General features: G+C 60.6%; 28 protein-coding genes. 12 read left to right on the forward strand and 16 right to left on the reverse strand.

The genetic code is table 11. From position 1 onward, the window contains the following. Window positions 1–16 precede the first annotated feature (16 nt). Window positions 17–637 carry a GTP-binding protein EngB gene (gene engB, locus V5N47_RS09290; protein WP_338727061.1) on the reverse strand — a complete coding sequence of 207 codons (621 nt, stop codon included), beginning with the start codon at window positions 635–637 and terminating at the stop codon, window positions 17–19. 68 nt (window positions 638–705) lie between these two features. Here engB and V5N47_RS09295 point away from each other — a divergent pair, with 68 nt between their 5' ends. Further along, entirely contained in the window at window positions 706–1,998 is a 1,293-nt protein-coding gene (locus V5N47_RS09295) for a TIGR00341 family protein (RefSeq protein ID WP_338727062.1), read from the forward strand. Between the two features lie 37 nt (window positions 1,999–2,035). Then, window positions 2,036–2,746: an SIMPL domain-containing protein gene (locus V5N47_RS09300; RefSeq protein WP_338727064.1), complete on the forward strand. Its 711-nt coding sequence runs from the start codon at window positions 2,036–2,038 to the stop codon at window positions 2,744–2,746. Here the strand turns inward: V5N47_RS09300 and V5N47_RS09305 are convergent. The 5 genes from V5N47_RS09305 to V5N47_RS09325 all read right to left on the reverse strand — a co-directional run bounded on the left by V5N47_RS09305 (window position 2,743) and on the right by V5N47_RS09325 (window position 5,451). Next, on the reverse strand, window positions 2,743–3,699 hold the full coding sequence (locus V5N47_RS09305) for a GTPase (protein WP_338727065.1): 957 nt from the start codon (window positions 3,697–3,699) through the stop codon (window positions 2,743–2,745). The two genes, V5N47_RS09300 and V5N47_RS09305, sit on opposite strands and share 4 nt — an antisense overlap. Window positions 3,700–3,888: 189 nt before the next feature. Further along, window positions 3,889–4,176, reverse strand: coding sequence for a phosphoribosyl-ATP diphosphatase (gene hisE / locus V5N47_RS09310; protein WP_338727067.1), 288 nt, complete (start codon window positions 4,174–4,176; stop codon window positions 3,889–3,891). Further along, window positions 4,173–4,619 carry a bifunctional nuclease domain-containing protein gene (locus tag V5N47_RS09315; protein WP_338727069.1) on the reverse strand — a complete coding sequence of 149 codons (447 nt, stop codon included), beginning with the start codon at window positions 4,617–4,619 and terminating at the stop codon, window positions 4,173–4,175. The genes hisE and V5N47_RS09315 overlap by 4 nt, the downstream gene beginning before the upstream one ends. 34 nt (window positions 4,620–4,653) lie before the next feature. Next, window positions 4,654–5,241 carry a pyridoxal 5'-phosphate synthase glutaminase subunit PdxT gene (gene pdxT, locus V5N47_RS09320; protein ID WP_338727070.1) on the reverse strand — a complete coding sequence of 196 codons (588 nt, stop codon included), beginning with the start codon at window positions 5,239–5,241 and terminating at the stop codon, window positions 4,654–4,656. 51 nt (window positions 5,242–5,292) lie between these two features. Next, window positions 5,293–5,451, reverse strand: coding sequence for a preprotein translocase subunit Sec61beta (locus tag V5N47_RS09325; protein ID WP_332897887.1), 159 nt, complete (start codon window positions 5,449–5,451; stop codon window positions 5,293–5,295). A gap of 115 nt (window positions 5,452–5,566) precedes the next feature. On the opposite strand from V5N47_RS09325, the gene trxA reads away from it, so the two are divergent. Then, window positions 5,567–5,833: a thioredoxin gene (gene trxA / locus V5N47_RS09330; protein ID WP_338727071.1), complete on the forward strand. Its 267-nt coding sequence runs from the start codon at window positions 5,567–5,569 to the stop codon at window positions 5,831–5,833. A 31-nt stretch (window positions 5,834–5,864) separates the two neighbouring features. On the opposite strand, the gene npdG is transcribed toward trxA, so the two are convergent. Genes npdG through V5N47_RS09350 form a run of 4 tightly spaced genes read right to left on the reverse strand, consistent with a single transcriptional unit; the run spans window position 5,865 to window position 8,100 of the window. Next, complete coding sequence (gene npdG / locus V5N47_RS09335) at window positions 5,865–6,533, reverse strand: NADPH-dependent F420 reductase (RefSeq protein WP_338727073.1); 669 nt, start codon at window positions 6,531–6,533, stop codon at window positions 5,865–5,867. A 51-nt stretch (window positions 6,534–6,584) separates the two neighbouring features. Next, entirely contained in the window at window positions 6,585–6,782 is a 198-nt protein-coding gene (locus tag V5N47_RS09340; protein WP_338727074.1) for a hypothetical protein, read from the reverse strand. Window positions 6,783–6,807: 25 nt separating this feature from the next. Then, window positions 6,808–7,674 carry a TIGR01548 family HAD-type hydrolase gene (locus V5N47_RS09345; RefSeq protein ID WP_338727076.1) on the reverse strand — a complete coding sequence of 289 codons (867 nt, stop codon included), beginning with the start codon at window positions 7,672–7,674 and terminating at the stop codon, window positions 6,808–6,810. 18 nt (window positions 7,675–7,692) lie between these two features. After that, window positions 7,693–8,100 (reverse strand): UPF0146 family protein, encoded by a 408-nt coding sequence (locus V5N47_RS09350; RefSeq protein WP_338727078.1) that lies wholly within the window; start codon window positions 8,098–8,100, stop codon window positions 7,693–7,695. Between the two features lie 39 nt (window positions 8,101–8,139). Here V5N47_RS09350 and V5N47_RS09355 point away from each other — a divergent pair, with 39 nt between their 5' ends. Together V5N47_RS09355 and V5N47_RS09360 are read left to right on the forward strand one after the other, a co-directional pair. Beyond that, window positions 8,140–8,661: an archaemetzincin family Zn-dependent metalloprotease gene (locus V5N47_RS09355; RefSeq protein WP_338727079.1), complete on the forward strand. Its 522-nt coding sequence runs from the start codon at window positions 8,140–8,142 to the stop codon at window positions 8,659–8,661. 55 nt (window positions 8,662–8,716) lie between these two features. Beyond that, window positions 8,717–9,025: a hypothetical protein gene (locus V5N47_RS09360; RefSeq protein WP_338727081.1), complete on the forward strand. Its 309-nt coding sequence runs from the start codon at window positions 8,717–8,719 to the stop codon at window positions 9,023–9,025. Here the strand turns inward: V5N47_RS09360 and V5N47_RS09365 are convergent. Next, window positions 9,013–10,827, reverse strand: a complete 1,815-nt coding sequence (locus tag V5N47_RS09365) for a ribosome biogenesis/translation initiation ATPase RLI (protein WP_338727082.1) — start codon at window positions 10,825–10,827, stop codon at window positions 9,013–9,015. The two genes, V5N47_RS09360 and V5N47_RS09365, sit on opposite strands and share 13 nt — an antisense overlap. A 2-nt stretch (window positions 10,828–10,829) precedes the next feature. Next, entirely contained in the window at window positions 10,830–11,129 is a 300-nt protein-coding gene (locus V5N47_RS09370) for a hypothetical protein (protein ID WP_338727083.1), read from the reverse strand. A gap of 88 nt (window positions 11,130–11,217) precedes the next feature. Here V5N47_RS09370 and V5N47_RS09375 point away from each other — a divergent pair, with 88 nt between their 5' ends. Beyond that, window positions 11,218–11,496 (forward strand): helix-turn-helix domain-containing protein, encoded by a 279-nt coding sequence (locus V5N47_RS09375; RefSeq protein ID WP_338727084.1) that lies wholly within the window; start codon window positions 11,218–11,220, stop codon window positions 11,494–11,496. Window positions 11,497–11,600: 104 nt separating this feature from the next. Here the strand turns inward: V5N47_RS09375 and V5N47_RS09380 are convergent, their stop codons facing one another. Both V5N47_RS09380 and V5N47_RS09385 read right to left on the reverse strand, forming a co-directional pair. Further along, window positions 11,601–12,035: an ester cyclase gene (locus tag V5N47_RS09380; RefSeq protein ID WP_338727085.1), complete on the reverse strand. Its 435-nt coding sequence runs from the start codon at window positions 12,033–12,035 to the stop codon at window positions 11,601–11,603. Window positions 12,036–12,263: 228 nt separating this feature from the next. After that, entirely contained in the window at window positions 12,264–14,120 is a 1,857-nt protein-coding gene (locus V5N47_RS09385; RefSeq protein WP_338727086.1) for a PINc/VapC family ATPase, read from the reverse strand. A gap of 94 nt (window positions 14,121–14,214) precedes the next feature. Between V5N47_RS09385 and V5N47_RS09390 the strand changes: the two genes are divergently transcribed. The 4 genes from V5N47_RS09390 (at window position 14,215) to V5N47_RS09405 (ending at window position 19,303) form a co-directional block, all read left to right on the forward strand. Next, a complete protein-coding gene (locus V5N47_RS09390; protein ID WP_338727087.1) occupies window positions 14,215–15,282 on the forward strand; it encodes a M20/M25/M40 family metallo-hydrolase in 1,068 nt (355 codons plus the stop codon). A 48-nt stretch (window positions 15,283–15,330) separates the two neighbouring features. Beyond that, the gene (locus V5N47_RS09395; protein ID WP_338727088.1) at window positions 15,331–16,830 is read left to right on the forward strand and encodes a carboxypeptidase M32; all 1,500 of its coding nucleotides are present in this window, start codon (window positions 15,331–15,333) and stop codon (window positions 16,828–16,830) included. A 126-nt stretch (window positions 16,831–16,956) separates the two neighbouring features. Then, entirely contained in the window at window positions 16,957–17,136 is a 180-nt protein-coding gene (locus V5N47_RS09400) for an HVO_0416 family zinc finger protein (protein ID WP_338727089.1), read from the forward strand. A 331-nt stretch (window positions 17,137–17,467) separates the two neighbouring features. Further along, entirely contained in the window at window positions 17,468–19,303 is a 1,836-nt protein-coding gene (locus tag V5N47_RS09405; RefSeq protein WP_338727090.1) for an ATP-dependent helicase, read from the forward strand. On the opposite strand, the gene V5N47_RS09410 is transcribed toward V5N47_RS09405, so the two are convergent. Then, window positions 19,304–19,543, reverse strand: a complete 240-nt coding sequence (locus tag V5N47_RS09410) for a hypothetical protein (protein WP_338727091.1) — start codon at window positions 19,541–19,543, stop codon at window positions 19,304–19,306. Window positions 19,544–19,626: 83 nt separating this feature from the next. Between V5N47_RS09410 and V5N47_RS09415 the strand changes: the two genes are divergently transcribed. Beyond that, window positions 19,627–20,202, forward strand: a complete 576-nt coding sequence (locus V5N47_RS09415) for a riboflavin synthase (RefSeq protein ID WP_338727092.1) — start codon at window positions 19,627–19,629, stop codon at window positions 20,200–20,202. Here the strand turns inward: V5N47_RS09415 and V5N47_RS09420 are convergent. Then, window positions 20,199–21,233 (reverse strand): PrsW family glutamic-type intramembrane protease, encoded by a 1,035-nt coding sequence (locus V5N47_RS09420; RefSeq protein ID WP_338727094.1) that lies wholly within the window; start codon window positions 21,231–21,233, stop codon window positions 20,199–20,201. The genes V5N47_RS09415 and V5N47_RS09420 overlap by 4 nt on opposite strands. Window positions 21,234–21,348: 115 nt before the next feature. Between V5N47_RS09420 and V5N47_RS09425 the strand changes: the two genes are divergently transcribed. Beyond that, complete coding sequence (locus V5N47_RS09425) at window positions 21,349–21,504, forward strand: hypothetical protein (RefSeq protein ID WP_338727096.1); 156 nt, start codon at window positions 21,349–21,351, stop codon at window positions 21,502–21,504. The last annotated feature ends 45 nt before the right edge of the window (window positions 21,505–21,549 follow it).

Genomic DNA, 21,549 nt, shown 5'->3' on the forward strand with positions numbered 1-21,549 from the left:
AGCGTAAAAAGTTGCTCTAGAAGAATTTGAGCAAGTCGTCGCGCTTGTTCGCGTGGGCGTGCTCTCGAAGCGCCTCGTTCAGCGTGTCGATGCTACCGCGTTTGGCGATAATCGGGCAGATAACGTCCTGCCACTGTTGCCAGGGTGGGGCGAGGCCGAGACGGTCACACAGGTCGTTCAGGCGCTCGTCTTTGTCGTCTACCTTGTCCATCTTGTTGACGGCGACGACGACGGGAATTCCGAGTTCTCTGAGGAAGTAGAACATCTCCACGTCGTGGGGAATCGAGTCCTCTGTCGTGTGGCGGTCGATGATGTCGATGACGCTTTTCCCGTCCACAACGAGGACGCCGAGCATGATGTTGTCCGCGTACTCCTCTATGTACTGGACGATGTTGGTCTTGATCTCCTCGCGGTGGTCTTCGTCGACGCCGGACATGAAGCCGAAGCCGGGGAGGTCGGATATCATGAAGCTCTCTGGAGCCCAGTCGAAGTGGTTCGGTTGGCGGGTGACGCCCGGCTTCTTGCCCGTGTTGAACTTCTTGTGACCGGTGAGCAGGCGCATGAGCGTCGATTTTCCGACGTTTGACCGCCCAACGAGGACGATTTCGGTGTCGCGGTTGGGACGATTTTCGAACATACCTGCTCTTTTCGCTCAGGCCTGAAAACCACCGCGGGTTATTTTTCGCCCGCCTGCGTCGATTCGGTGTGCGACTCGTACAGGTCACCATCCCGGCTGGCAAACGTGAGGCGATTCTCGATACGTTGGACGACGAAGGCATCGACTACGTGCTCACCGACGAGACGAGCGGCCGGGAGTTCACCGGTGTTGTGTCGTTTCCCCTTCCGACGAACGCGGTCGAACACGTCCTCGGCCGCCTCCGCGAGGTCGGCGTCGAAGAAAAAGCCTACACTGTCGTCATCGACGCAGAGACCGTCATCTCGCGGCGATTCGAGGCGCTCAAAGCAAAGTACGACGAGAGCGAGGCAGGCAACGAACGAATCGCCCGCGAAGAGTTGGTGGCGACGGCGGCCGACCTCGCGCCGTCGATGACAATCTACGTCACGATGACGGTGGTGAGCGCGGTCATCGCCACCGCTGGCCTCTTGCTCGACTCACCAGCAGTCGTGGTCGGGTCGATGGTCATCGCGCCGTTGATTGGCCCGGCGATGGCCTCAAGTGTGGGGACGGTCGTTGACGACAGTAACCTGTTCCTCCGCGGCGTGAAGCTACAGTTTATCGGGTTTGCGTTCGCCATCTCGTCGGCCGCGCTGTTTGCGTTTCTCATCAAGACGATTCACCTGATTCCACCAGGTATCGACCCAACCGCAATCGGGCAGGTGAAAGAACGCCTCGCTCCCGATTTCCTCTCGCTGGCTGTCGCCCTCGGTGCCGGTGTTGCTGGTGCGTTCAGTCTCTCGTCTGGTGTCTCTGCCTCACTGGTTGGCGTCATGATCGCCGTGGCACTTATCCCACCAGCGGCCACCGTCGGCATCGGCATCGCGTGGGGGCTTCCGATGGTCGTGCTTGGCTCTGGCATCCTCGCGCTCGTTAACGCACTCTCGATAAACCTCGCCGCGATTGCGGCGCTCTGGTACACTGGCTATCGCCCAGATCGCTGGTTCAAATTCGATGCAGCCCGCACGACGACGCTCAAGCGCGTTGGTGTCCTCCTTGGTGCGATTCTCATCCTCTCTGTGTTCCTTGGTGGTGTGACCTACGCGTCGTTCACGAGCGCAACCGCAGAAGAAGACATCCAGAACCAAATCGAGCAGACGCTTTCAGCACCCGGCTACCAGCAGGTGACGCTTCTCAACGTACAGGTTGAGTTTACGGATAACATCATCACCCAGCGTCCATCAAACGTTATCGTCTCAGTCGGAGTGCCACCGGACACTGACAAGCCACCGCTCGCGACAGAATTGAACACCGCAATTGCAGAGACTCTCGGCTACGATGTGACCGTGCAGGTGCGGTTCGTGGAACTCCAAGCCGCCTGAGCGCGCGCTATTTTTCCCCGTCCGTCGTAGGACGTGTATGGGGTACCGATTCATAACGCGCACCCTCACACTCGCTGCGTTCGTGGTGCTCGCGGGGTGTTTGGGAACGATTGATTCGCCGGGCGCCGATTCTGCCACCGGACAGCGGACGATTCAGGTTTCGGCCACGGGCGAAGCCACCGGCGAACCAGACCAAGCAGTCGTGACGCTCGGCGTCAGCGCAGTCGCTGCTTCTGCTGACGACGCCCGAACACATGTCGCTGCGAACGTTTCCACGATGCGAACCGCGCTCCGTGACGCGGACGTGGCTGACGACCAGATTCAAACCGTCTCGTTTTTCATCGGCGAAGAACGGGTGAACGACGAAACCGACTCGCGTGAATTCCGTGCGACCCACCTGTTCCGGCTAACACTCACCGACATCGAATCGGTCGGCTCGGTCATCGACACAGCCATTGAAAATGGGGCGACAAACGTTCAGGGCGTCCAGTTTACACTCTCGACCGAACGCTCGCGCGAACTGAGAGCCATCGCGCTCGAAGACGCCATGGAAAATGCGCGCGGTCAAGCGGACACACTTGCATCGGCCGCGTCGCTCTCGATAACCGGTGTGCAGTCGGTAGAAACAGGTGAGGTTTCCGTCGGTCCAGTGTTCCAAGCCGCAGCCCTCAGCGCTGAGACGACCATCGAACCGGGACCGGTGACGGTCACGGCACAGGTGCGCGTCGTCTACAACGCGACGGCCTAGCGGATGGTGAACTCGTGTTCGTAGCCGATGGCCTCAACGGCCGCGTCGAGCGTTTCTTCGACGCCTTCGTTTTCGGTGACACTCATGTAGCAGTCGGCTTCCACGTCGTCTGAGCGGTCGATTTTGTTGGCGACGGTGAGCACTGGCTGGTTGTCGAACTGGGCTTCGAGTGCGTCGCGGAGGGCGAGTTGGTCGGCAAGTGGGTAGCCACACGAGGCGCTCGCGTCAACGAAGACGAGCACCACGTCGGCGAGGTGTTCGAGTGCGCTCACAGCTTGGGCTTCGATGTCGTTGCGCTCGTCTGCGGGGCGGTCGAGCAGGCCCGGCGTGTCCACAATCTGGTAGCGGATGCGGTCGCGCTCGATGTGCCCGACGTGGACTTGCGTCGTCGTGAACGGGTAGGTGGCCGTCGCGTTGCGGGCGTTTGTTACGGCGTTTACGAACGACGATTTGCCGACGTTCGGATAACCGGCGACAACGATGGTCGGCTCCTCCGGGCGGATGTCCGGCAGTTTGCGGAGGATGTCACGCGCCTCGTTGAGCCGTTTCAGGTCGTCGTCAACCTCTTCGGTCACGTCTGCGAGGCGGGCGAACGCCTGCTTTCTGACCTTTCGGGCGGTGTCAACGTCGCCGCTCACACGGCGCTGGTACTCCTTTCTGATGTCGCCGCACTTGCGGCCAGCCCACATCACTTCGGAGAGGCTTTTTCTGAGTTCGTCTACGTCTACGAGCGCGTCTGCGAGCTCGTAGTAGAAGGGGTCGACGTCATCGAAGTCGGGCCACGACGTGCCGACGTTCTGGAGATTGTCAGAGAGAATGTTGGCGGCCGTCATCAGCATCGACTGCTGGGCGTCGAGGCCCTTCTTGGCACGACCCGCTCGCGCTGCCCGCGAGAAGGCCTTATCGATGAGTTCGTCCGACCGCGGCGTGGTCGGGAGGTCCTCGAAAATCATGTGCCTCGCTATGCGAGCCGAACATAAAAGCCCGTTCGTTGGCGTTTGCGAGCGTGTCTCCGTGTCATGGCGAACAGCCAGCCAGTGGGTTGCGCGGCGAGAGCGGCTGGACACCCGCAGTTCTCGTCGCGGTCTGTAGTCAGGACATACGGTCGGTGGCCGCGGCTTTACTGAAAAAGGCTCGCCCGGTCAGCGGCGGTTGGCAAGTTCCGCGCGAAGGTCTTCGAGGTCCATGTCCTTCATCGAGAGGAGCACCAGCATGTGGTAGACGATGTCCGCGGCTTCGTGGGCCAGTTCGTCGTGGTCGTCGTCTTTCGCCGCAAGAATGAGTTCGGTGACCTCTTCGCCCAGCTTTTCGAGGACGGCGTTTTCGCCCTTCTCGTGGGTGAACAGCGACGTGGTGTACGACCCCTCGGGGAGGGTTTCTTTGCGCGATTCGATGAGGTCGAACAGTTCATCGATAATGTCGTCGCTCACAGTTGGCCAACCTCCCGAATGTCTCTGAGTTCGTCGAAGTCTGTGAGCGGGCGGCGGCCGTCTTCGAACACGGCTTCCGAGATGTGGATGGGCGCGTTGGTGCGCGAGACGAGGGCGAGGGTGTCGCTCGGGCGGGCGTCAATGACGGTCGTATCGCGCGGCGTGTTGAGATAGAGGTCTGCGATGTACGTCTCGTCTTCGAGCGTGCTGATTTCGACGTGGTCGATGTGGCCGCCGAGTTCTTGGACGAGGTCGAGCATGAGGTCGTGAGTGAGCGGGCGGCCGATGTCGATGGCATCCATCCCACGGGCGATGCTCGCGGCTTCCTCGAAGCCGATGAAAATGGGGAGGATATCGGTTTCGTCCTCCACGGCGAGTAAGACCACGGGAACGGGGCCGTCTGGCGTGTTGGCGACGCGGACGGCCTCGATACTGGCGTTCATACCCACACCCAAGCGGGGGCGAGTAAAAAGGGTGTCACTGCCGGTCGAAAAAGGCGAGTCCGTGGATGCGCGCGTCCGCGGTGAGTTCGGGATGGAACGAGGTGGCAATCACGTTGCCGTCACGGATGGCGACCGGGCGGCCATCCCACTCGGCGAGTATCTCGACGCCGTCGCCGACCTCACTGATGAGCGGCGCGCGGATGAACACGGCCGGGAACGGCTCGTCGAGGCCGGTCACGGAGAGCGGCGCCTCGAAGCTGTCTTTCTGGCGACCGAAGGCGTTTCGCTCGACGGTCACGTCGATGATGTCGAGCGTTTTCACGCGCTCGTCGTGGGCGTCTTCTGCGGCGACGATAAGCCCGGCGCAGGTGGCGAGAATCGGCTTCCCGGCTTCGTCGTGGGCTTTAATTTCTTCGTCGATGCCCTCCTTTTCGAGCAGCCGAGAAATGGCGGTTGACTCCCCGCCCGGAAGGAGCAGCATGTCGCAGTCGGGGACGATTCCCGCTTTGCGGATTTCGACGGCGGTGACGCGCTCGCCGAGCGACGTTGCGGCCTTCTCGATGGCCGCTGCGTGTTCGCTGACGTCGCCCTGCACGGCGATGACGCCGGCTTTCAGACTCATAGCTGACGGTAGGAAAGACGCGGCGAAAAAGACCCGGTTTCGTGGGCGCGCTTACAGTGCGTTCAGCACCTGAATCATGATGCCGAAGAAGATGCCAAAGGCAACGACCGTTTTCGGGTCGATGCGGATGGCGTTGCGGTCTTCTGCGTCGAAATAGCGCACGAGACCGGCGCTTGACATGAGACCGCCGGAGTTCTGGCCTTTGCTCATACCTTTCATAAAACAAGCGACTGCCCTAAACGTTTCGACAGGCGGTTGTGTGCGGGGTTTGGAAATAGTGGAAACCCTTATGCGCGACCCTGAGAAAAAACGGGTAGACCTACCTATGACCGTCACGCTCAAGGATTTCTACGCAGACTGGTGTGGCCCGTGCAAGACCCAGGACCCAATCCTCGACGAACTTGAGGAGGACTGGGGCGACGTTGCCTTCGAGAAGGTGAACGTAGACGAAGAACAGGACATCGCAAACGAGTACCAAGTCCGCTCGCTTCCAACGCTCATCATCGAAAACGACGGCGGCGTCGTCGAACGCTTCGTCGGTGTCACCCAGCGCGAAGACATCGAGCAAGCCCTCGAAAAGGCAAGCGCATAAACACCAACTTCTCTCCGTCTTCACAACCCGCTTAGTGGAACGTAACGCCGAGGTCGTGCATCCCGTCGTTGTTCATGGCGACGTTGATGAGCAACGGCGTAATTCCCTCGACTTCCGAAGCGTTTGCGAGCCCGCCTGCATCGACTGGCCGAAGGCCTTCGATACCCGCAGAGAGCATCCGAACCGTCTCTTTTGCGTCCGCGTCGTCGGAGACGAGTAGGGTGTCGATGTCCAGTTCGGCATCCAAGTTGGCGAGTCGTGCGGCGGGTAGGTTGTGGAACGCGCCGACGACTGGCGTGCCTTCGGGAGCCGCTCCGGCGGCCAACTGGGTCACGCTGCCCGCGCTTGGGGCGTTGTAGTGAAAGCCGTCGTCGTCGCGTTTCATTCCGACGGCGGGACTCACGAGGACGGTGTTTTCATCTAAGCCATCTGCGACGGCTTCGATGGTGTCCACGAGGTGATACGCTGGGACGGCGAGCACGACCACGTCCGCGCGGTCGGCGGCCATCTCGTTGGTGAAGCCGGTGACTTTCACGTCACGGCCACGGCTGTCGAGTTCGGTCATGTACTCTTCTGCCTTCCCACGAGCGCGTTCTGGGTCGCGCGACCCGATGACAACCTCGTGGTTCGTGTCGTACGCCCACCGCAGGGCGAGGCCTTCACCGATATCGCCGGTTCCGCCAAGGAGTGCAATTCGCATAGCTGACCCTCGGGTGTTGGGCGATTAAACGTTTGGAGAGCGGAGGGTGTTTCAGGAAACCTGCGCGCGAATCGTGGCGAAGCCGTCGCGGTAGACGAGCCAGTACGCTGCCACGAACGTGAAAACCAGCGAAAACACGAAAAACGGGAGTTGTGTGAGCGGGTCAGGTGGGAGGAACATTGCTATCGGGCTGAGGGTGAAAAACGACAGCGCCCACGCCGTGAGAAAGAATTTGACGAAGCGATTCACACCCGCACTTCGTGTTACTAAACCATCAATTTTTGCGGAGCAGGTTCGGCAGCTCGTTGACCGATTCGAGCACCGCCGCCGCGCCAACGTCGGCGAACTTCTCGCGGCCTGCCTCGCCGGTCAGCCCGCCCGTGAGCACGCCAATGCCGTAGTAGACGCGCGCGCCGTCTCCCCTGTCCGCATTCAGCGCCGTCTTCACGTCATCGAGGGTGTCGCCGACGAACGCGACGTGGGCGGCGCGCGTCCGGTCGGCCAGCCGGATGAGCGCGCGGGGGTGTGGCTTACCTTCCTCCCAGTCGTCCATCGTCCAGCGGAGGTCGTCTCGAACGTCGAGGCCCACGCGTTCGAGGGCGATTTTCGCCTCGCCTTCGGGGCGTCCAGTCAACACGGCCACGTCGAATCGCTCGGTTAGGGCGTCGATGGTTTCCGGGTCAAGAAGCACCGGTTCGTCGTTGATGAACCCGCGCGTCTCCATCGTCGGCTCTGCGCCTTCGAGTTCCTGATAGAGGTCGCTCCCGAGGTAGAGATGCTGGAACACGTCGCGCAGGCGCTCTGGTTCCCACTCGTCGAACGCCGCGTCGGGTTCGTCAAGGATGGTCTTTACGACCTGTTTTGCCGCGCCGAGGCCGCCGCCCTCGCGGGCAATGGCGTCGGTGAACTCTTCGATGGTCAGGTCGAGTCCTTCCCGTTCGGCGAGGAGGTAGAGTGCCACCGCGTAGGTGAGTTGCCAGTCGTTGTTGAACCCACCTGCGTCTTTGAACAGCTGAATATCGGATTTGTTGATGGTCTTCCCGTACACCGCCTCGACGCTCTCGACGATGGCTCGTCGGTAGGAGTCGGCCACGTCAACGAGGACGCCGTCGATGTCGAGAACGACCGTGTCTACGCGCATATCACACACTTTGCCCGGTCAGTCATAACGGGTTCGTCCGCGTTCGAGCGCGCGAAAGAGAGTGTCCCCGGGGAGCATCTCGGGTTTTACGGGAATGACTGTGGGGTCGGTGCCGAGCGTGGTAAAGTAAAAATCAGCGCCGACGCGCTGGGCAATTTCGGCAATTGCTCCTTGCAGGTCGGGCGGGCAGTTGAGTGCGTAAATGCAGTCTGCGAGGTCGTACACCCCAAGCCCGGGTTTGGTCACATCGTCTTTGACGAACGTCACGCCGTCTGGCACGACGATGTCGTAAATATCCACCGCCGTCACGTCCTTCCCGGCGGCGACGAGGCCCGCCGCCACGTCGGTGCGACGGCCAATCCCAACCTCGACCAATCGGTCATAGCGGGATAATCGGGAGACGAGTGCCTCGGTCGAATTGTCCACGTCGGTGTGTTTATCATTGACGCAGACAAATGTGTTGCCATGCACGTTGACATCGTGCCGGTCGGCGAGGTGCCGGCGCTGGTCAAGCGTGAAGCCTCAGCCGGACTCCGGGCGGTTTACGGCTGTGACGTCACGCTTCATGACGCTCTCGAGATACCCGAGAGCGCCTTCGACCAAAGCCGAAACCAGTACCGGGCCGAGGACTTTATCGAACTCGCAGGCCGCGTGGGGTCGGGGAATAAAAACATCGCCATCACGGCACAGGACCTCTACTACCGACGGCGCAACTACGTCTTTGGGCTCGCCTATCTCTCTGGCAACGGCAGCGTCATCTCGACGTATCGACTCCAAACCTCCTCTGACGGTGGCTTCTCGAATCGCTCTTCAGAAGACGTGTTCGCAGACCGCGTCCGCAAGGAAGTCGTCCACGAAATCGGCCACACCCTCGGCCTCGAACACTGCGACAACAGCCGCTGTGTGATGAACTTCTCGCCCACGGTACGCGAGGTTGACGTGAAAGAACAGAACCTCTGTGGCACCTGCCAGCGGCAAGTGCTGTAGCTCGGATTACATTTTCGAAACCACTATCACCAATTCCAGAGTTCCATCAGTCGCAATGACTGAACTCAGTCCCCGTTCGCGCGCTCGGTGGGCCATCCGCGAGGGGGCCGTCATCGGCGGCATTCTCGGCTTCTGGCTCGTGGTTTATCTCGTATTGAACATCGTCACGTGGCTCCTCGAACCGCTCGCTCTGACGCTCAATTTTGAACCACTCTTCAGACTTGCACGCGAGACACAACAATTTATCCTCCCGTTGGTCCTCCAAGCCGCAACCGCGAACGTCGCGCTCTACACGCTTGTCAGGGTAGGAATGTTGATTATCGACCACTGGCGAAAAACGAGTCCGCAGGCTCAGGGCGCGTAGTAGTACTCGCCCGCTTTCTTCTGTTCGCGGTCGAGTTGGCTGTCGAGTTTGTTGATGCGCGGGCGTCCCATGCGCTCGTCGCGCCGGAACGTGATTTCGAGATTCGAGAGGAACTCGTTCATGCCCTCGCGCATTTCGAGCGGTGGCGCGGCGTGACCGCTGACCGCGGGTTCGCCGTCGAACACCATTAGGCGGTCTGCGAGCAGGTCAATCATGTAGATGTCGTGGTCGATGACCATGACCGTCGCGTCGTGGTTCTCGGCGTAGCGGCGAATCGCGGTCGTCGCGCGAACCCGCTGTTCAACGTCGAGGTGAGCAGACGGCTCGTCGAGCAGGTAGAGGTCTGCGTCTTTCGACAGACACGCCGCGATGGCGACGCGCTGGCGCTCCCCGCCCGAGAGATCGGTGAGATTCTGCTCCATGATGCGGTCGAGTTGGAGCGGTCCCGCAATCTCCGTCTGCCAGTACGACGAGCCAAAGTCGTCGGTAATCGACGAAAGGAACACATCTACGCGCATCGGCTGGTCGATTTCGATGTACTGTGGCTTATACGAGATGTTCATCCGCCAGTCGAGTTCGCCCTCGTCTGGCTGGAGGTCGCCAGTGAGCAGCTGTGCGAGCGTGGACTTCCCAATCCCGTTTGGCCCGACGATGCCGAGCACTTCGCTCTTGTAGATGTTCCCGCCATCCACGTCTAAACTGAACTCTCCGTCGCCGTAGGACTTCTTCAGGTCGGGATACGAGACGAGCAGGTCGCCTTTTGCCGTCTCGCGAGGCGCGTGTTCCTCGAACTTGATGGCGTTCGGGCGAATCCGCATGTTCTCGTTGTTGAGATACCCCTGCAGGTACTCGTTGATGCCGTTTCGCACGGACTTGTTGCTCGTGATGACACCGAACGCCCCGGGTTCACCGTAGGCGATGTGAAGGGTGTCTGCGAGCATGTCGAGAATCGCAAGGTCGTGTTCGACTACAAGCATCGAGCGGTTCTCCTCTTCTGCGAGTTCGCGGATGAGTTGCGCCGCAGTCATGCGCTGGCCGATGTCGAGATACGGCGTAATCTCGTCTAAGAAGTAAAAGTCGGCGTCGCGGGCGAGCGTCGCCGCAAGCGCCACGCGCTGGAGTTCCCCGCCGGAGATGGAGTCGATGTTCTGGTCCATCACCGGGCGAATCGAGAGGCGGTCGACGAGTTCGTCTAAGACGCCGCGCTCGTCGGTGCGTTCTAAGAGTTCGCGCGTGTTCCCGTCGAACGTCTTTGGAATCTGGTCGACGTACTGCGGTTTGCGAGCAACGGTGAGGTCGCCTTCGCGCAAGTCTTCTAAGAAGTCCTGTAACTCGGTGCCGCGATACTCGTCGATGACGGCGTCCCAGCCGGGGGCGTTGCCGTACTCGCCGAGGTTCGGTTCGAGTTCGCCGGAAAGAATTTTGACGGCGGTCGATTTACCAATCCCGTTCGGTCCAAGAATACCCGTGACGCGGCCTTCTTCTGGAACCGGCAGGCCGTAGAGCGAGAAGGCGTTCTCGCCGTAGCGGTGGGTCGGCTCTTGGTTTAATTCCTGTGGGAGGTTGATAATCTCGATTGCGTCGAACGGACACTTCGAGACGCAGATACCGCAGGTCTCACCGAGACAGATCTCTTCGGAGATACGAATCTGGTCTGGTTTGCCCTGGAGGGTGTCCTCGCCGCGTTGGGTGATGCACTCTTTGCCCGTCCGGTTGGGCGGGCAGTAGTTTGCACACTCGTAGTTACAGCGGTCGGGTTGACATCGGTCTAAGTCAACGACCGCGATGCTGTCGTCCGCCATGTTTAGAAGACGTGGCCCTGCAACAGGAGCGTCCAAGAAACGAACCACAGCGAGAAGGTCATGAAGCCCACGTACAGGTAGTCCTTCGTCGAGAACTCCTGTACGTCGATGCCGAGCAGGCGCAACAGCGGCAGTTGCACCAAGATTGCACCAACGAGGGCGAACACCGCCGTCGTGTCCTGTGGTCCGGCCGCCACCATCGCGGAGATGATTGCACCAGCAACCCCCGCGAGTGCCGAGACCGACGTGACCGTAACCCCACGCATATGGGCTTTACGGCGGTCGAGCGTTTCGGTTGCCATACAGCAGTGTTCGGCTATGGAGCGTAAAAAGGCGTTCGTTCGCGCGCCCTCAATCTTTATGCTCCCAGCGCTACAGTCATTTATAGTAATGGCTGAAACTACTGGGGAGGAGCTCTCTGACCTTCCACCGAGCGCGAAACTCGTGTTTAAAGTGCTCGAATACAACGGGCCGCTGACGCAGAAAGGAATTGTCCAAGAGTCGATGCTCTCTGCGCGGACCGTCCGATACGCCCTCGAACGACTCGAAGAAATCGGCGCAGTGAGTGAAGATGTGTATTTCGCAGACGCACGACAGAACCTCTACGAAATCCCGTCAGAACTCATCGCGGCCGACGGCGGTGCAGACCCGGCGGTTTGCGACGACTAACTCCATACTCACTTTCTTTGCTTCATCGTTCCTGAGCGATCGCGCTGTTTTGCGTTGGTAAAAACGAACACTGGAACGGCGGTGATTGAGCGGTTACAACCCGGTCATTCGGGTGGCAGGTCGACCACACCGAGTTGTTGCATCATGCCGAGTGTATCCGGCTGCACCCACCGTTCTGCGATTTTCCCGTCTTCGATGCGCGTGAACACCATGTTCTGAACCTCGAACGGCTTGCCAGTCGCTTCGAGCCCCATGAACGTCCCTTCGTGGGTTCCACGGAGTGTCACGCGCATCGCAACCATGTCACCCTCGGCGACGACCTCCTCGACCGTTGCCGAGAAACCAGCCCATGCAGTGCGCAGGTCTTCGATTTGTTTCTTCACGGCGTCGCGCCCTTTCACCTCTCCGAACGGGCTGTGGTCGATGATGTCCGCTGCACAGCACTCGTCGATGAGTGCGACGTTTCCTTCGGTGGCGATTTCCTCCGGGAAGCGCCGCGCAATCTGTTTGTTCTTCTCGAGTCCAGCTATTGTTGCCATTGGCCCACCTCTCTGTGTGCTCGATTCGACCCGCCTCAGCAGGTGGCCGTCTCGAACCACGGAAGTATATTGGCTCCAAATCGTGTTAACCATTACCACTTTTCCTGCTGACTCGACGCGGTTCTTCGGCCGTCTGTCAGCCAACGGAGCGACCGCTCTCCCGGAGTACTAAGCCACGCTTTCGAAGTTGCTTCACCTCGGCGCAAAAACTATCCGGAAGCCAACAAGTTACGACGAGATGATCGAAATCTGCTGGCCGTGGTCGATGGCGCGCTCTAGCTCTTCTGCGATGGCGCTGCCGCGGGATACCTGAATGTCGCCGCCGCGTGAGACGGTCGCGGTGAACAGGTACTCGCCGTCTGCCTGCACTTCGATGGTCTCTCCGGCGCGGTCGTTCCCGATGGGGATGACGACGTGGCGCGAGGAGATTTCAGGCGTCACGACGTCGCCGGTCTCTTTTGGAGCGCTCGCTTGGGTTCCTTGGCTCGACGCTTTGGGCTCCTCTGGGCGTTCATCGAGCGTCCGTACGTCGATGCTCATGCCGAGACGGTCTTCGACGTCTTGGATGCGACCGCCGCCCTTGCCGATGACGTAGGAGATGTCGTCGTCTTCGACGTACACGATGGCGCTCGACTGGCTCTTGATTTCCACGTCAACGTGGCCGCGGGCGATGGAGCGAATCTCGCGTTCGATTTCCTTCTTTGCGAGTTTGTTCACGCCCGTGTCGCGGCTGCCGGTCTTGCTGACTGGGACCGTGACGACCTGCCGGTTGAACGTGTAGATTTCGTACTCCGGCTGGTTCGTCTCGAAGTCCCGAATCATGATGACAGGCCGGGCGAGGTCTTCTTCCATGAGGCCTTCCGGCACTTTGACTTCCGTCGTCACGTCGTACACTTTCGCCACCTGTCCAGCCTCGATGTAGACAACCGTGTCTGCGACCTGCGGAATCAGGCCGAGTTCGACCCGGCCAATCAGGCGCTGGAGGGCGTCGATGGCGCGGGTCGCGTGAACCACACCAATCATGCCAACCCCCGCGAGGCGCATGTCCGCGAACACGGAGAAGTCGCTCGTTTTCCGCACCTCGTCGTAGATGGTGTAGTCGGGACGCACCATCAGCAAGGAGTCTGCGGTTTTCTCCATCGACCCGGCGAGTTCGGTGTACTGCGTGATTTCGGGGCCGACTTGCAGGTCGCGCGGTTTCTCCATCGTTTTGACGGCGAAGCCGGTGTCGTTCAAGAACTCGGCGACAGCTTGGCCAAAGGTGGATTTCCCCGCCCCGGGTGACCCGGCGATGAGCACGCCGCGCTGGCGTTCGAGCAGGCGCTCTTTGATGGTGTCTGCGCCCTCGTAGTCGTCCATCGTCGTCTTGACGATTGGCCGGACGGCCGTGATTTCGAGTGCGTCCGAAAACGGTGGGGAGGCAATCGCAATCCGGTAGTCACGGAACTGGACGATGGTCATGCCCGGCTCTGAGAGTTCAACGAAGCCTTCCTCGTCGTCCTCTGCGCCGTGTTCGATCTCCGCCGCCATGTCACGGAGTTCGCCCGCCGTGAGCACGTCGTCGCGGATTTTCTCGAAGGCCATCTCGCCGACGGAGCCGCGTTTTGCCATCGGACGCACACCCACCTTGAGGTGGACGGACATCGTCTGGTCGTCGAAGTACTCCTCGATTTCGAGGGTGCCGACCTGCCGGATGGTCGGCTCTAAGTAGATGACAGAGAGGCCTTTTGCCTTCGCAACCTTGCTCTGGACGACGTCGCTCGTGACGAACGTGGCGTCGTGTTCAACCGCGAGGTCGCGAATCAGCGCGTCGATTTCGCCCTGTTTGGCACGGCTCCGCTCGCCCGAACTCGGGCGGCGACCGACGTACTTGATGGTGACCTCACCGGCATCCGCAAGCTCCGCGAGCGTCTGGAGTTCGCTGAGGCCTGCCCAGCCACTCTCGTGGCCGTCGTTGGCCCGCGACTCCAGCTCTGCAACGACTGCTTCCGGGACGTAGATGGTCGCGCCAGCGAACTCGCCGCTTTCGACTCGTTCGGACACGCGGTGGTCGATGACCACGCTCGTATCCGGTACGACATTCATACTGAATCTACGCCCGCGAACCCTGATAAGACTGTTCAACAGGGCGGCACGCGAACCCCTGAGAGGTAAGGCACTCGCCCCCAACTCTCCGACCATGACCGTCGCCTCACTCACCCGCGACCTCGTTTCGATTCCGAGCCACGACGACGAAACCGCAGCCGGAGATTTCATCGAAAACTGGCTCCGCGCAGAAACCGCCGCCGCCGTCACGCGAGACGACGCGGGCAACGTCATCGCCCGAAAAGGCTCGGGCGACCGCTCGCTTGCGCTCGTTGGCCACCACGACGTGGTCGCCCCCGACGCCTCCCAACTCGACGGCGACGACTACGTGGTCGAAACACGCGACGGACGCATCTACGGCCGCGGCACTGCAGACATGAAGGGAGCCGTCGCCGCCGCCATGTGCGCTTTCCGCGACGCAGACCCATCCTGCGAACTCGTCTTCGCCTCGTTCGTCGGCGAGGAGGTCGGCGGAACCGGCGCACGCGCCGCCATCGACGACGGGTTCGCGCCCGATTTCGCCATCGTCGGCGAGGGTTCGACGGGCTACTCAGCGCCCGGCATCACTGACGTTGCCGTTGCCCACAAGGGCCGTCGTGGGAGTACGATTGTTGCGGCGGGAACCGCGGCCCACGCGAGCGAGGTCGAAGCCGGTGAGAACGCCATCTACCGCGCCTGTGACGCCGTGAACGTCGTGCGCGACCTTGACTTCCCGACCGCAACCGTGCTCGGCCACGAGATGACCGGCAGTGTCGCGGTCACGGAAATCGAAGGCGGGAGCGGCTGGAATGTGATTCCTGCATCCTGTTCGGTGACCGTAGACGAGCGCACGGTTCCCGGCGGCTACGCACCGCTCGAACAGGTCGAAGACATAGCGGGTGTTTCGTGGAACGTTGACCAAGACTTACCGCCAATGGCCTGCGACGACGCCGTGTTTGCTGACGTGGTACTCGAAGCGGCGAGCGAGGCACAGGACGCAGCGCCCGAACAGGTCACGAAACCCCACGCAACCGACGCGGGTTGGTTGGCCAAAGCGGGAACCACGTGCGTCATCTGCGGGGCGGCAGAACAGGGCGAGGCCCACACCAAAGACGAGAGCGTCTCGATTGCCACACTTGAAACGATTCAGACCCTCTACCGGACGGTCGCAGAATCGGTCTGAGTCACCCCGTGTGAGAGGATTGATAGGTGGCCGCATCCTTGTGCATCTATGGCACCGGACACACCCGATGCGTACGACGCCCTTCTCTCGAAGTATCGCCGAATTTCTGGCCTCCAGGACGCAGGCCAACTGCTCTCGTGGGACCAGCAGGTCATGATGCCGCCGGGCGGAACCGGCGCGCGTTCGCGCCAACTCTCCGCGCTCTCTGCGACGAGCCACGAACTGCTCACCGCAGACGAAATCGGCGACCTCCTCGGTTCGGTCGAGGGCAACGTCTCGGGCGAACAGGCCGCAGCCGTCCGCGAGATTCGTCGCCAGTACGACCGAGCAACGCGCGTCCCGACTGAGTTGGTCGAACAGATCTCGATTGCGACCTCAGAGGCGCTGCCCGTCTGGGAGCAGGCAAAAGCCGACGACGACTTCGACGCCTTCACGCCGACGCTCCAAAAGATGGTCGAGCTAAAGCGCGAGTACGCCGCCCACATCGACCCGGACGAAGACCCGTATGCCGTCCTCTTTGCCGACTACGAACCGTACCTCGAACTCGACACCGCAGACCGCGTGCTCTCGCGACTCCGTGACAACCTCGTCCCGCTCATCGAAGACATCGCTGCGAGTGACGTTGCGGCTCCCAGTCCATTCGCCGGGACGTTCGACACGAGCACGCAAAACGACCTCTCTCGGGACGCACTTTCGTTGCTCGGCTACGACTGGAATCGCGGCCGTCTCGACTCTTCTTCGCATCCCTTCTCGACGGGGACGCAGTTCGACTCGCGCATCACGACGCGCTTCAAGGAAACCGACCCAATCGACGCGCTCACCGCGACCATCCACGAGTTCGGCCACGCGACCTACACGCTTGGCCTGCCACAGGACAAGTACGGTTCGCCGCTCGGCGAGTCGCGCGACCTCACCGTCCACGAGTCCCAGTCGCGCCTCTGGGAGAACCACATCGGCCGCTCGCGGGCGTTCTGGGAGCGTTTCCTGCCGTCGTTCAAAGACCGCTTCCCGCAGGTTGGCGACGCGAGCGCAGACGACGCCTACCGCGCGGTCAACCGGGTTTACGATGACAACTACATCCGCGTCGAAGCGGACGAACTCACCTACCACATGCACATCGTGCTCCGATACGAAATCGAACAGGCGCTCATCCACGGCGACATCGAGGTCTCAGAGGTGCCACAAGTCTGGAACGACAAGATGGAGAAGTACCTCGGCATCCGCCCGGAGACGGACGCAGAAGGTTGTCTCCAAGACATCCACTGGAGCCACGGCAGCTTTGGCTACTTCCCGACCTACTCGCTCGGCTCCGTACTCTCCGCTCAACTGTTTGCGAGCGTCGAAGACGCCATTCCGGACGTGTACGGGAAGGTCCGCGAGGGCTCGTTCGACGACCTTCATTCGTGGCTCACCACGAACGTCCACGCCCACGGCAAGCGCTACACCACGCCAGACCTCGTGAAAGAGGCAACTGGCGAGGAGTACACGGCCGACTACTTCATCGACTACGCCACCGAGAAGTACGGCGACCTGTACGACCTCGACTGAGCCACAAACTATACGTTTTCTCGTTTTTCGGCCACAATAGTTACAACTGTCTGGTTATCGCGCTGACAACCTCCTGACTGCGCAAGCCAGAAACACTAAGTACTGTCGTGGTATAGCATACCATGTATGGCCTCAGCACCGAACGACAACTTATTCGACGAGTTCCTCTCGCACCGTGGCCACGAAACTGCTGTTGTCGGATGGCAGCAAAACTATAACAAACTCCAGTGCCCAGAGTGTATGGGCCTCCACGATACAGGAGCAACCGAGTGTTCGGTATGCGGCTGGTCCCCGCAAACCGCGTAGAATCCGTCGCTGATTCATTTTTTGCGTTGATTACCCGGCGATAGTGACTATCAGGGACACTGATTTATTGTATTATTTCTATAATGTTAATTGAGAAATATGCCCGAATGTCAGAACTGCGGCTCTTTCGTTACCGACGCTTACGTCCGTGTGTTTGCACCGACTGGAATCAGCGACCCTCGCGTGTGTCCGCGGTGTACCGACAAAATCAGAGAAGGCGCGTCCGTCCGCGACGCGCGTTCGCCCCGAAATCAGTAGTTTAAGCGCTTCTTCTCGGGATTTTTGGGGATAACCCGGAGGTTTATCCATTACCGTCACTACCACATGGACAATGACTGAAGTCGAACCCACGGTCACCCGTCTCTTTGGTGGGCCGGGGAGCGGGAAGACAACGGCCCTTCTCGACGAAGTTGAGGACATCCTCGAAACCGAGGGTGTCGAAATCAACGATATTCTCGTTGTTTCGTATACCCGAGCTGCAGCAGCAGAGATTCGAGAACGCCTCGCAGAGCGCCTCGAGGTCACGCCTCGCTCGTTACAGGGGAACGTCTCGACCATGCACGCGAAGGCGTACGAACTGCTCGACCTCTCGCGCAAAGACGTGGTGGGCGAAAAGGACAAAAAGGAGTTCTGTGAGGAGTACGGCCTTGAGTTCGAAGACGAGTATTCGAGTTCGCGCCGCCGGACCGCCCGCTCGACCACGATTGGCAACAAGATTATCGCCACGAGCCAGTGGCTCCAGCGCACCCGCCGTGAGGTCGCAGACTGGTACGACGTGCCTTTCCAGTGGAACGTAGAGAAAGTTCGCCTCCCGCCGGAAATCGACCCGAACGCGATGGAGGGGAACAAGTACACGCCAACGTGGCCGTCTGACGACAAGCGCATCGACATCCCCGAAGCCATCCGCGCGTGGCAATCGTACAAGGGCAAGCACAACAAGGTCGGCTTCGCCGACATGCTTGAACGCGTCCACCAGCGCTCGCTGCTCCCGAGCGTCGATTATCTGGTCATCGACGAGTTTCAGGACATCACGACGCTCCAGTACGCAGTGTACGAGGAGTGGAAACAGCACATGAAACACGTCCTCATCGCGGGTGACGACGACCAGGTCGTCTACGCGTGGCAGGGCGCAGACCCGAAATTGCTGTTAGAAGAACAGGGTGAGGACGTCATTCTCCCGAACTCCTACCGGTTGCCCTCGAAGATTCTGAACGTCGTCCAACACGAAATTCGCCACATCGAAGAGCGCCAAGAGAAGAAGCTCAGACCCCGGAAAGAAGGCGGCATCGTCGAAGCAATGAGTTCGCCGTCGATGTTAGACCTCGTGCGCGAACTCAGGCGCACAATCGTAGACGAGGAGGGCACCATCATGGTGCTGTTCCGGGCACGCTACCAGATGTTCCAGTTCATGGACGAGTTCATCGACGAGGGGATTCCGTTCCGCGTGCTCACCGACCAGCGTATGTGGACCGACCGCCTCTATCAGTACGTCACTGCGGTCGAAGCTATCGAGGAGGGTGAGAACATCGACGGCCTGCAAGCGCGCCGGCTCGCCAACATGCTCGCCGACTCCGCGTTTGGCACGAACGACCGCGAAGCGCTGTTCGAGGCCATCGAGGAGGCGAAAGAAGAACACGACGAGGACGACCTCACGAACCTCGAATTCGAGCCGGATTTCATCCGCGAGTTCGCGCCGTTCGTTCCTGCGCCCGTGTCTGCCGCAGACATGCTTCGGAAAGTCACCTCCTTCCAGAAACGGTCACTCAAAGCCTACTTCGCGGGCGATTACCAGCACTTAGACCGCGAAAACGTTCGCGTGGGGACCATCCACTCGGCGAAGGGTCGTGAGGCAGACCACGTGTTCGTCGCCACCGACCTCACCGAGAAGGTCGTCGAACAGATGGCCGCGCTCCTTGAACAAGAGGACCGCATCCCCGAGGGCCTCGAGTTCACCAAACGCACGAGTCCCATTCCGATTATGACCGACAACGAACGCCGTGTGTTCTACGTCGGGATGAGCCGTGCGCGCGAACGCCTCGTCATGATGGAAAATCTCGTCGACGGTGCGCCAACGCTCCCGATCGACGTGTTGCTCCACAACCGCCCGGTCGAAACGCCGCTCGCAGAACTGCTCGAAGAAGCTTCAGAGCCGCTGTCTGCTGACTGACTACTCGTCGTCTTTCTCTTTTACGACCGCGCCGGCGACCTTCTCTGCGGCCATTCCCGGCAGGTCGCCGGGCGTCGTGATGTACTCTTCAATTGCAATCATCAGAATGGCAAGCCCGATGAACCCCGCGCCGATGAGGGTTTCTCCCCGCGTGAGCATGTCGAGGCCGAGCAAGCCCACGGGGATGGCGAAGGCGAGCGCGATGGCCAACTGGATGGTTCCGAGGATGCCCTTTCCCATTGGGACAGCGTTTCGCTCGCGCGTGCAAAAACGCCTCGGCTGAAGGCGAGGGATTCTTTCGCGTTCCCTCCCTATGCCCGACTATGTTCACCGGAATCGTCGAGACGACGGGCGACGTGCTCGCCGTCACCGACACCGACGGCGGCCGCCGTCTCAAACTCGGCGTCCCCTTCGAAGACCTTCACCACGGCCAGTCGATAAGCGTCAATGGAGCCTGCCTCACCGTCGAGGAGTTCGGCGACGGCTGGTTTTCTGTGTTCTTGCTCAGAGAGACGCTCTCGCGCACCGCCTTCGACGAAGTTGCGGAAGGCGACGTGGTCAACGTCGAACGCGCCATGCCTGCAGATGGTCGCTTTGACGGGCACATCGTGCAGGGGCACGTCGATGGAACCGCCGAGATTCAACGCATCGACCAGCTTGGCGACGACTGGGAGTTCGAGATTTCACTGCCCGAGCAGTCGGCAAAATACGTCGTCGAGAAGGGCTCAATTACCGTCGATGGCATCTCGCTCACGGTCGCCTCCCGCGAGGATGACTCCTTTACGGTGGCCATCATTCCAACGACGTACGACCTCACAAACCTCTCAGAAAAGCAGGTCGGCGGAAGCGTCCATCTCGAAGTTGACGTCATCGCAAAATACGTAGAACAGCTGCTTTAGGCGTCGTATTCGGTTTTCTCGACGTTCATCTCGCTCACGTCGGGTGAGTTGTGCAGGTCACGGTAGGTGTGGCTGTACCGGCGCAACTTTCGGAGGAGGATGTAGCCAAAGATGCCGTCGTAGACGATGACGAAGCCGAGAAACACGACGAACGGGGAGAGACCCGGGATGAGCACGCTGATGAGGTCGGGGACGATGGTGACGAGCGTGTTGTAGGTCGCGTGGATGAGCGCGGCGATGAGCAGGCCTTTCACGACGATTGGGCCGCGGTTTTCCGGGTTGAACTTTGCGAGGCCGAGGTAGTAGCCCGCAAAGGCAGAGTAGATGACGTGGCCCGGCCCGGCGAGGGCGCGAACCGCCGTGATGTCGGAGCCTGCACCCACGATGTTCCCGCTTGCGAGGAAGGCAGCGTTCAGGTTTTGGGTGATATACAGGGCGTTTTCGATGGTGGCGAACCCGAGTCCAGCTATCGCGCCGTACACCGCGCCGTCGATGACCGCGTCAAAGCGGTCAGAGCGGTAGGCATACAGCCGGATGGCAAGCCACTTCACCGTCTCTTCGACGGGGCCGACGACGAGATAGAACATGAACACGAGGCCAAGCAGCGGGAGCGTGCCGAACCCGGAGCCGATGGCTTGGACGCCGTTGCCAACGTACGTGTTCAAAATGCCCGCAAAGCCCGCGAACAACACGCTGAGGACGAACGTCGCAACCATGAGCTCGAGTGGCTCCTCGCTCGTCGCATCTTCGCGTCGCACGTACCACGCAAGCCCGAGGGCAGGGAGCGCAGAGAGGAGCACGAGTGCGCCGACGGCAGGTTCAGTGACTGCGCCGAAGCCGCCGAGGGCAAACTGGGCGACGAAGATGAGCAACGCCGCGATGATAACGAACGCCCGAAGGGAGAATTTGAGCCCGCGATAGATGGAGACCGCAAAGCGGTCGGTTCGAGAGCGCACCTCCCACGTTGCGACATCGTAGAGGTCTTGTGACCCGTCGGCGCGCGCCTGAATCGGGTCGCGTCTATCCGTCATGCACCGGTCTATGCCATCCCCGACCCTAATTGTTCTGCCCGCTAGGCCTCCTTCAAACACCTAATACACGTGTTAGGGGTAGTTTTATCACCCGCTTCGTGCCGAGTGTTGGGTCATGACACGGTACAGCACGAGCAGAGGCCTGCTCTACACGGCCCCACCAAAAACAGACCGACGAACAGCCGACGACGACCAGCCAACCGCGACAGCAGACGACAAACCAACCGCGACAGCCGAACTCGCACCGACCGCCGCCCCCGCAGACGACTGACCAGAGACCGCGCTATTTTCAATCCCGCCCACCCAACCGTGGAGC

Source organism: Haladaptatus sp. DJG-WS-42 (genome assembly GCF_037198285.1).
GTDB lineage: Archaea > Halobacteriota > Halobacteria > Halobacteriales > Halococcaceae > QDMS2.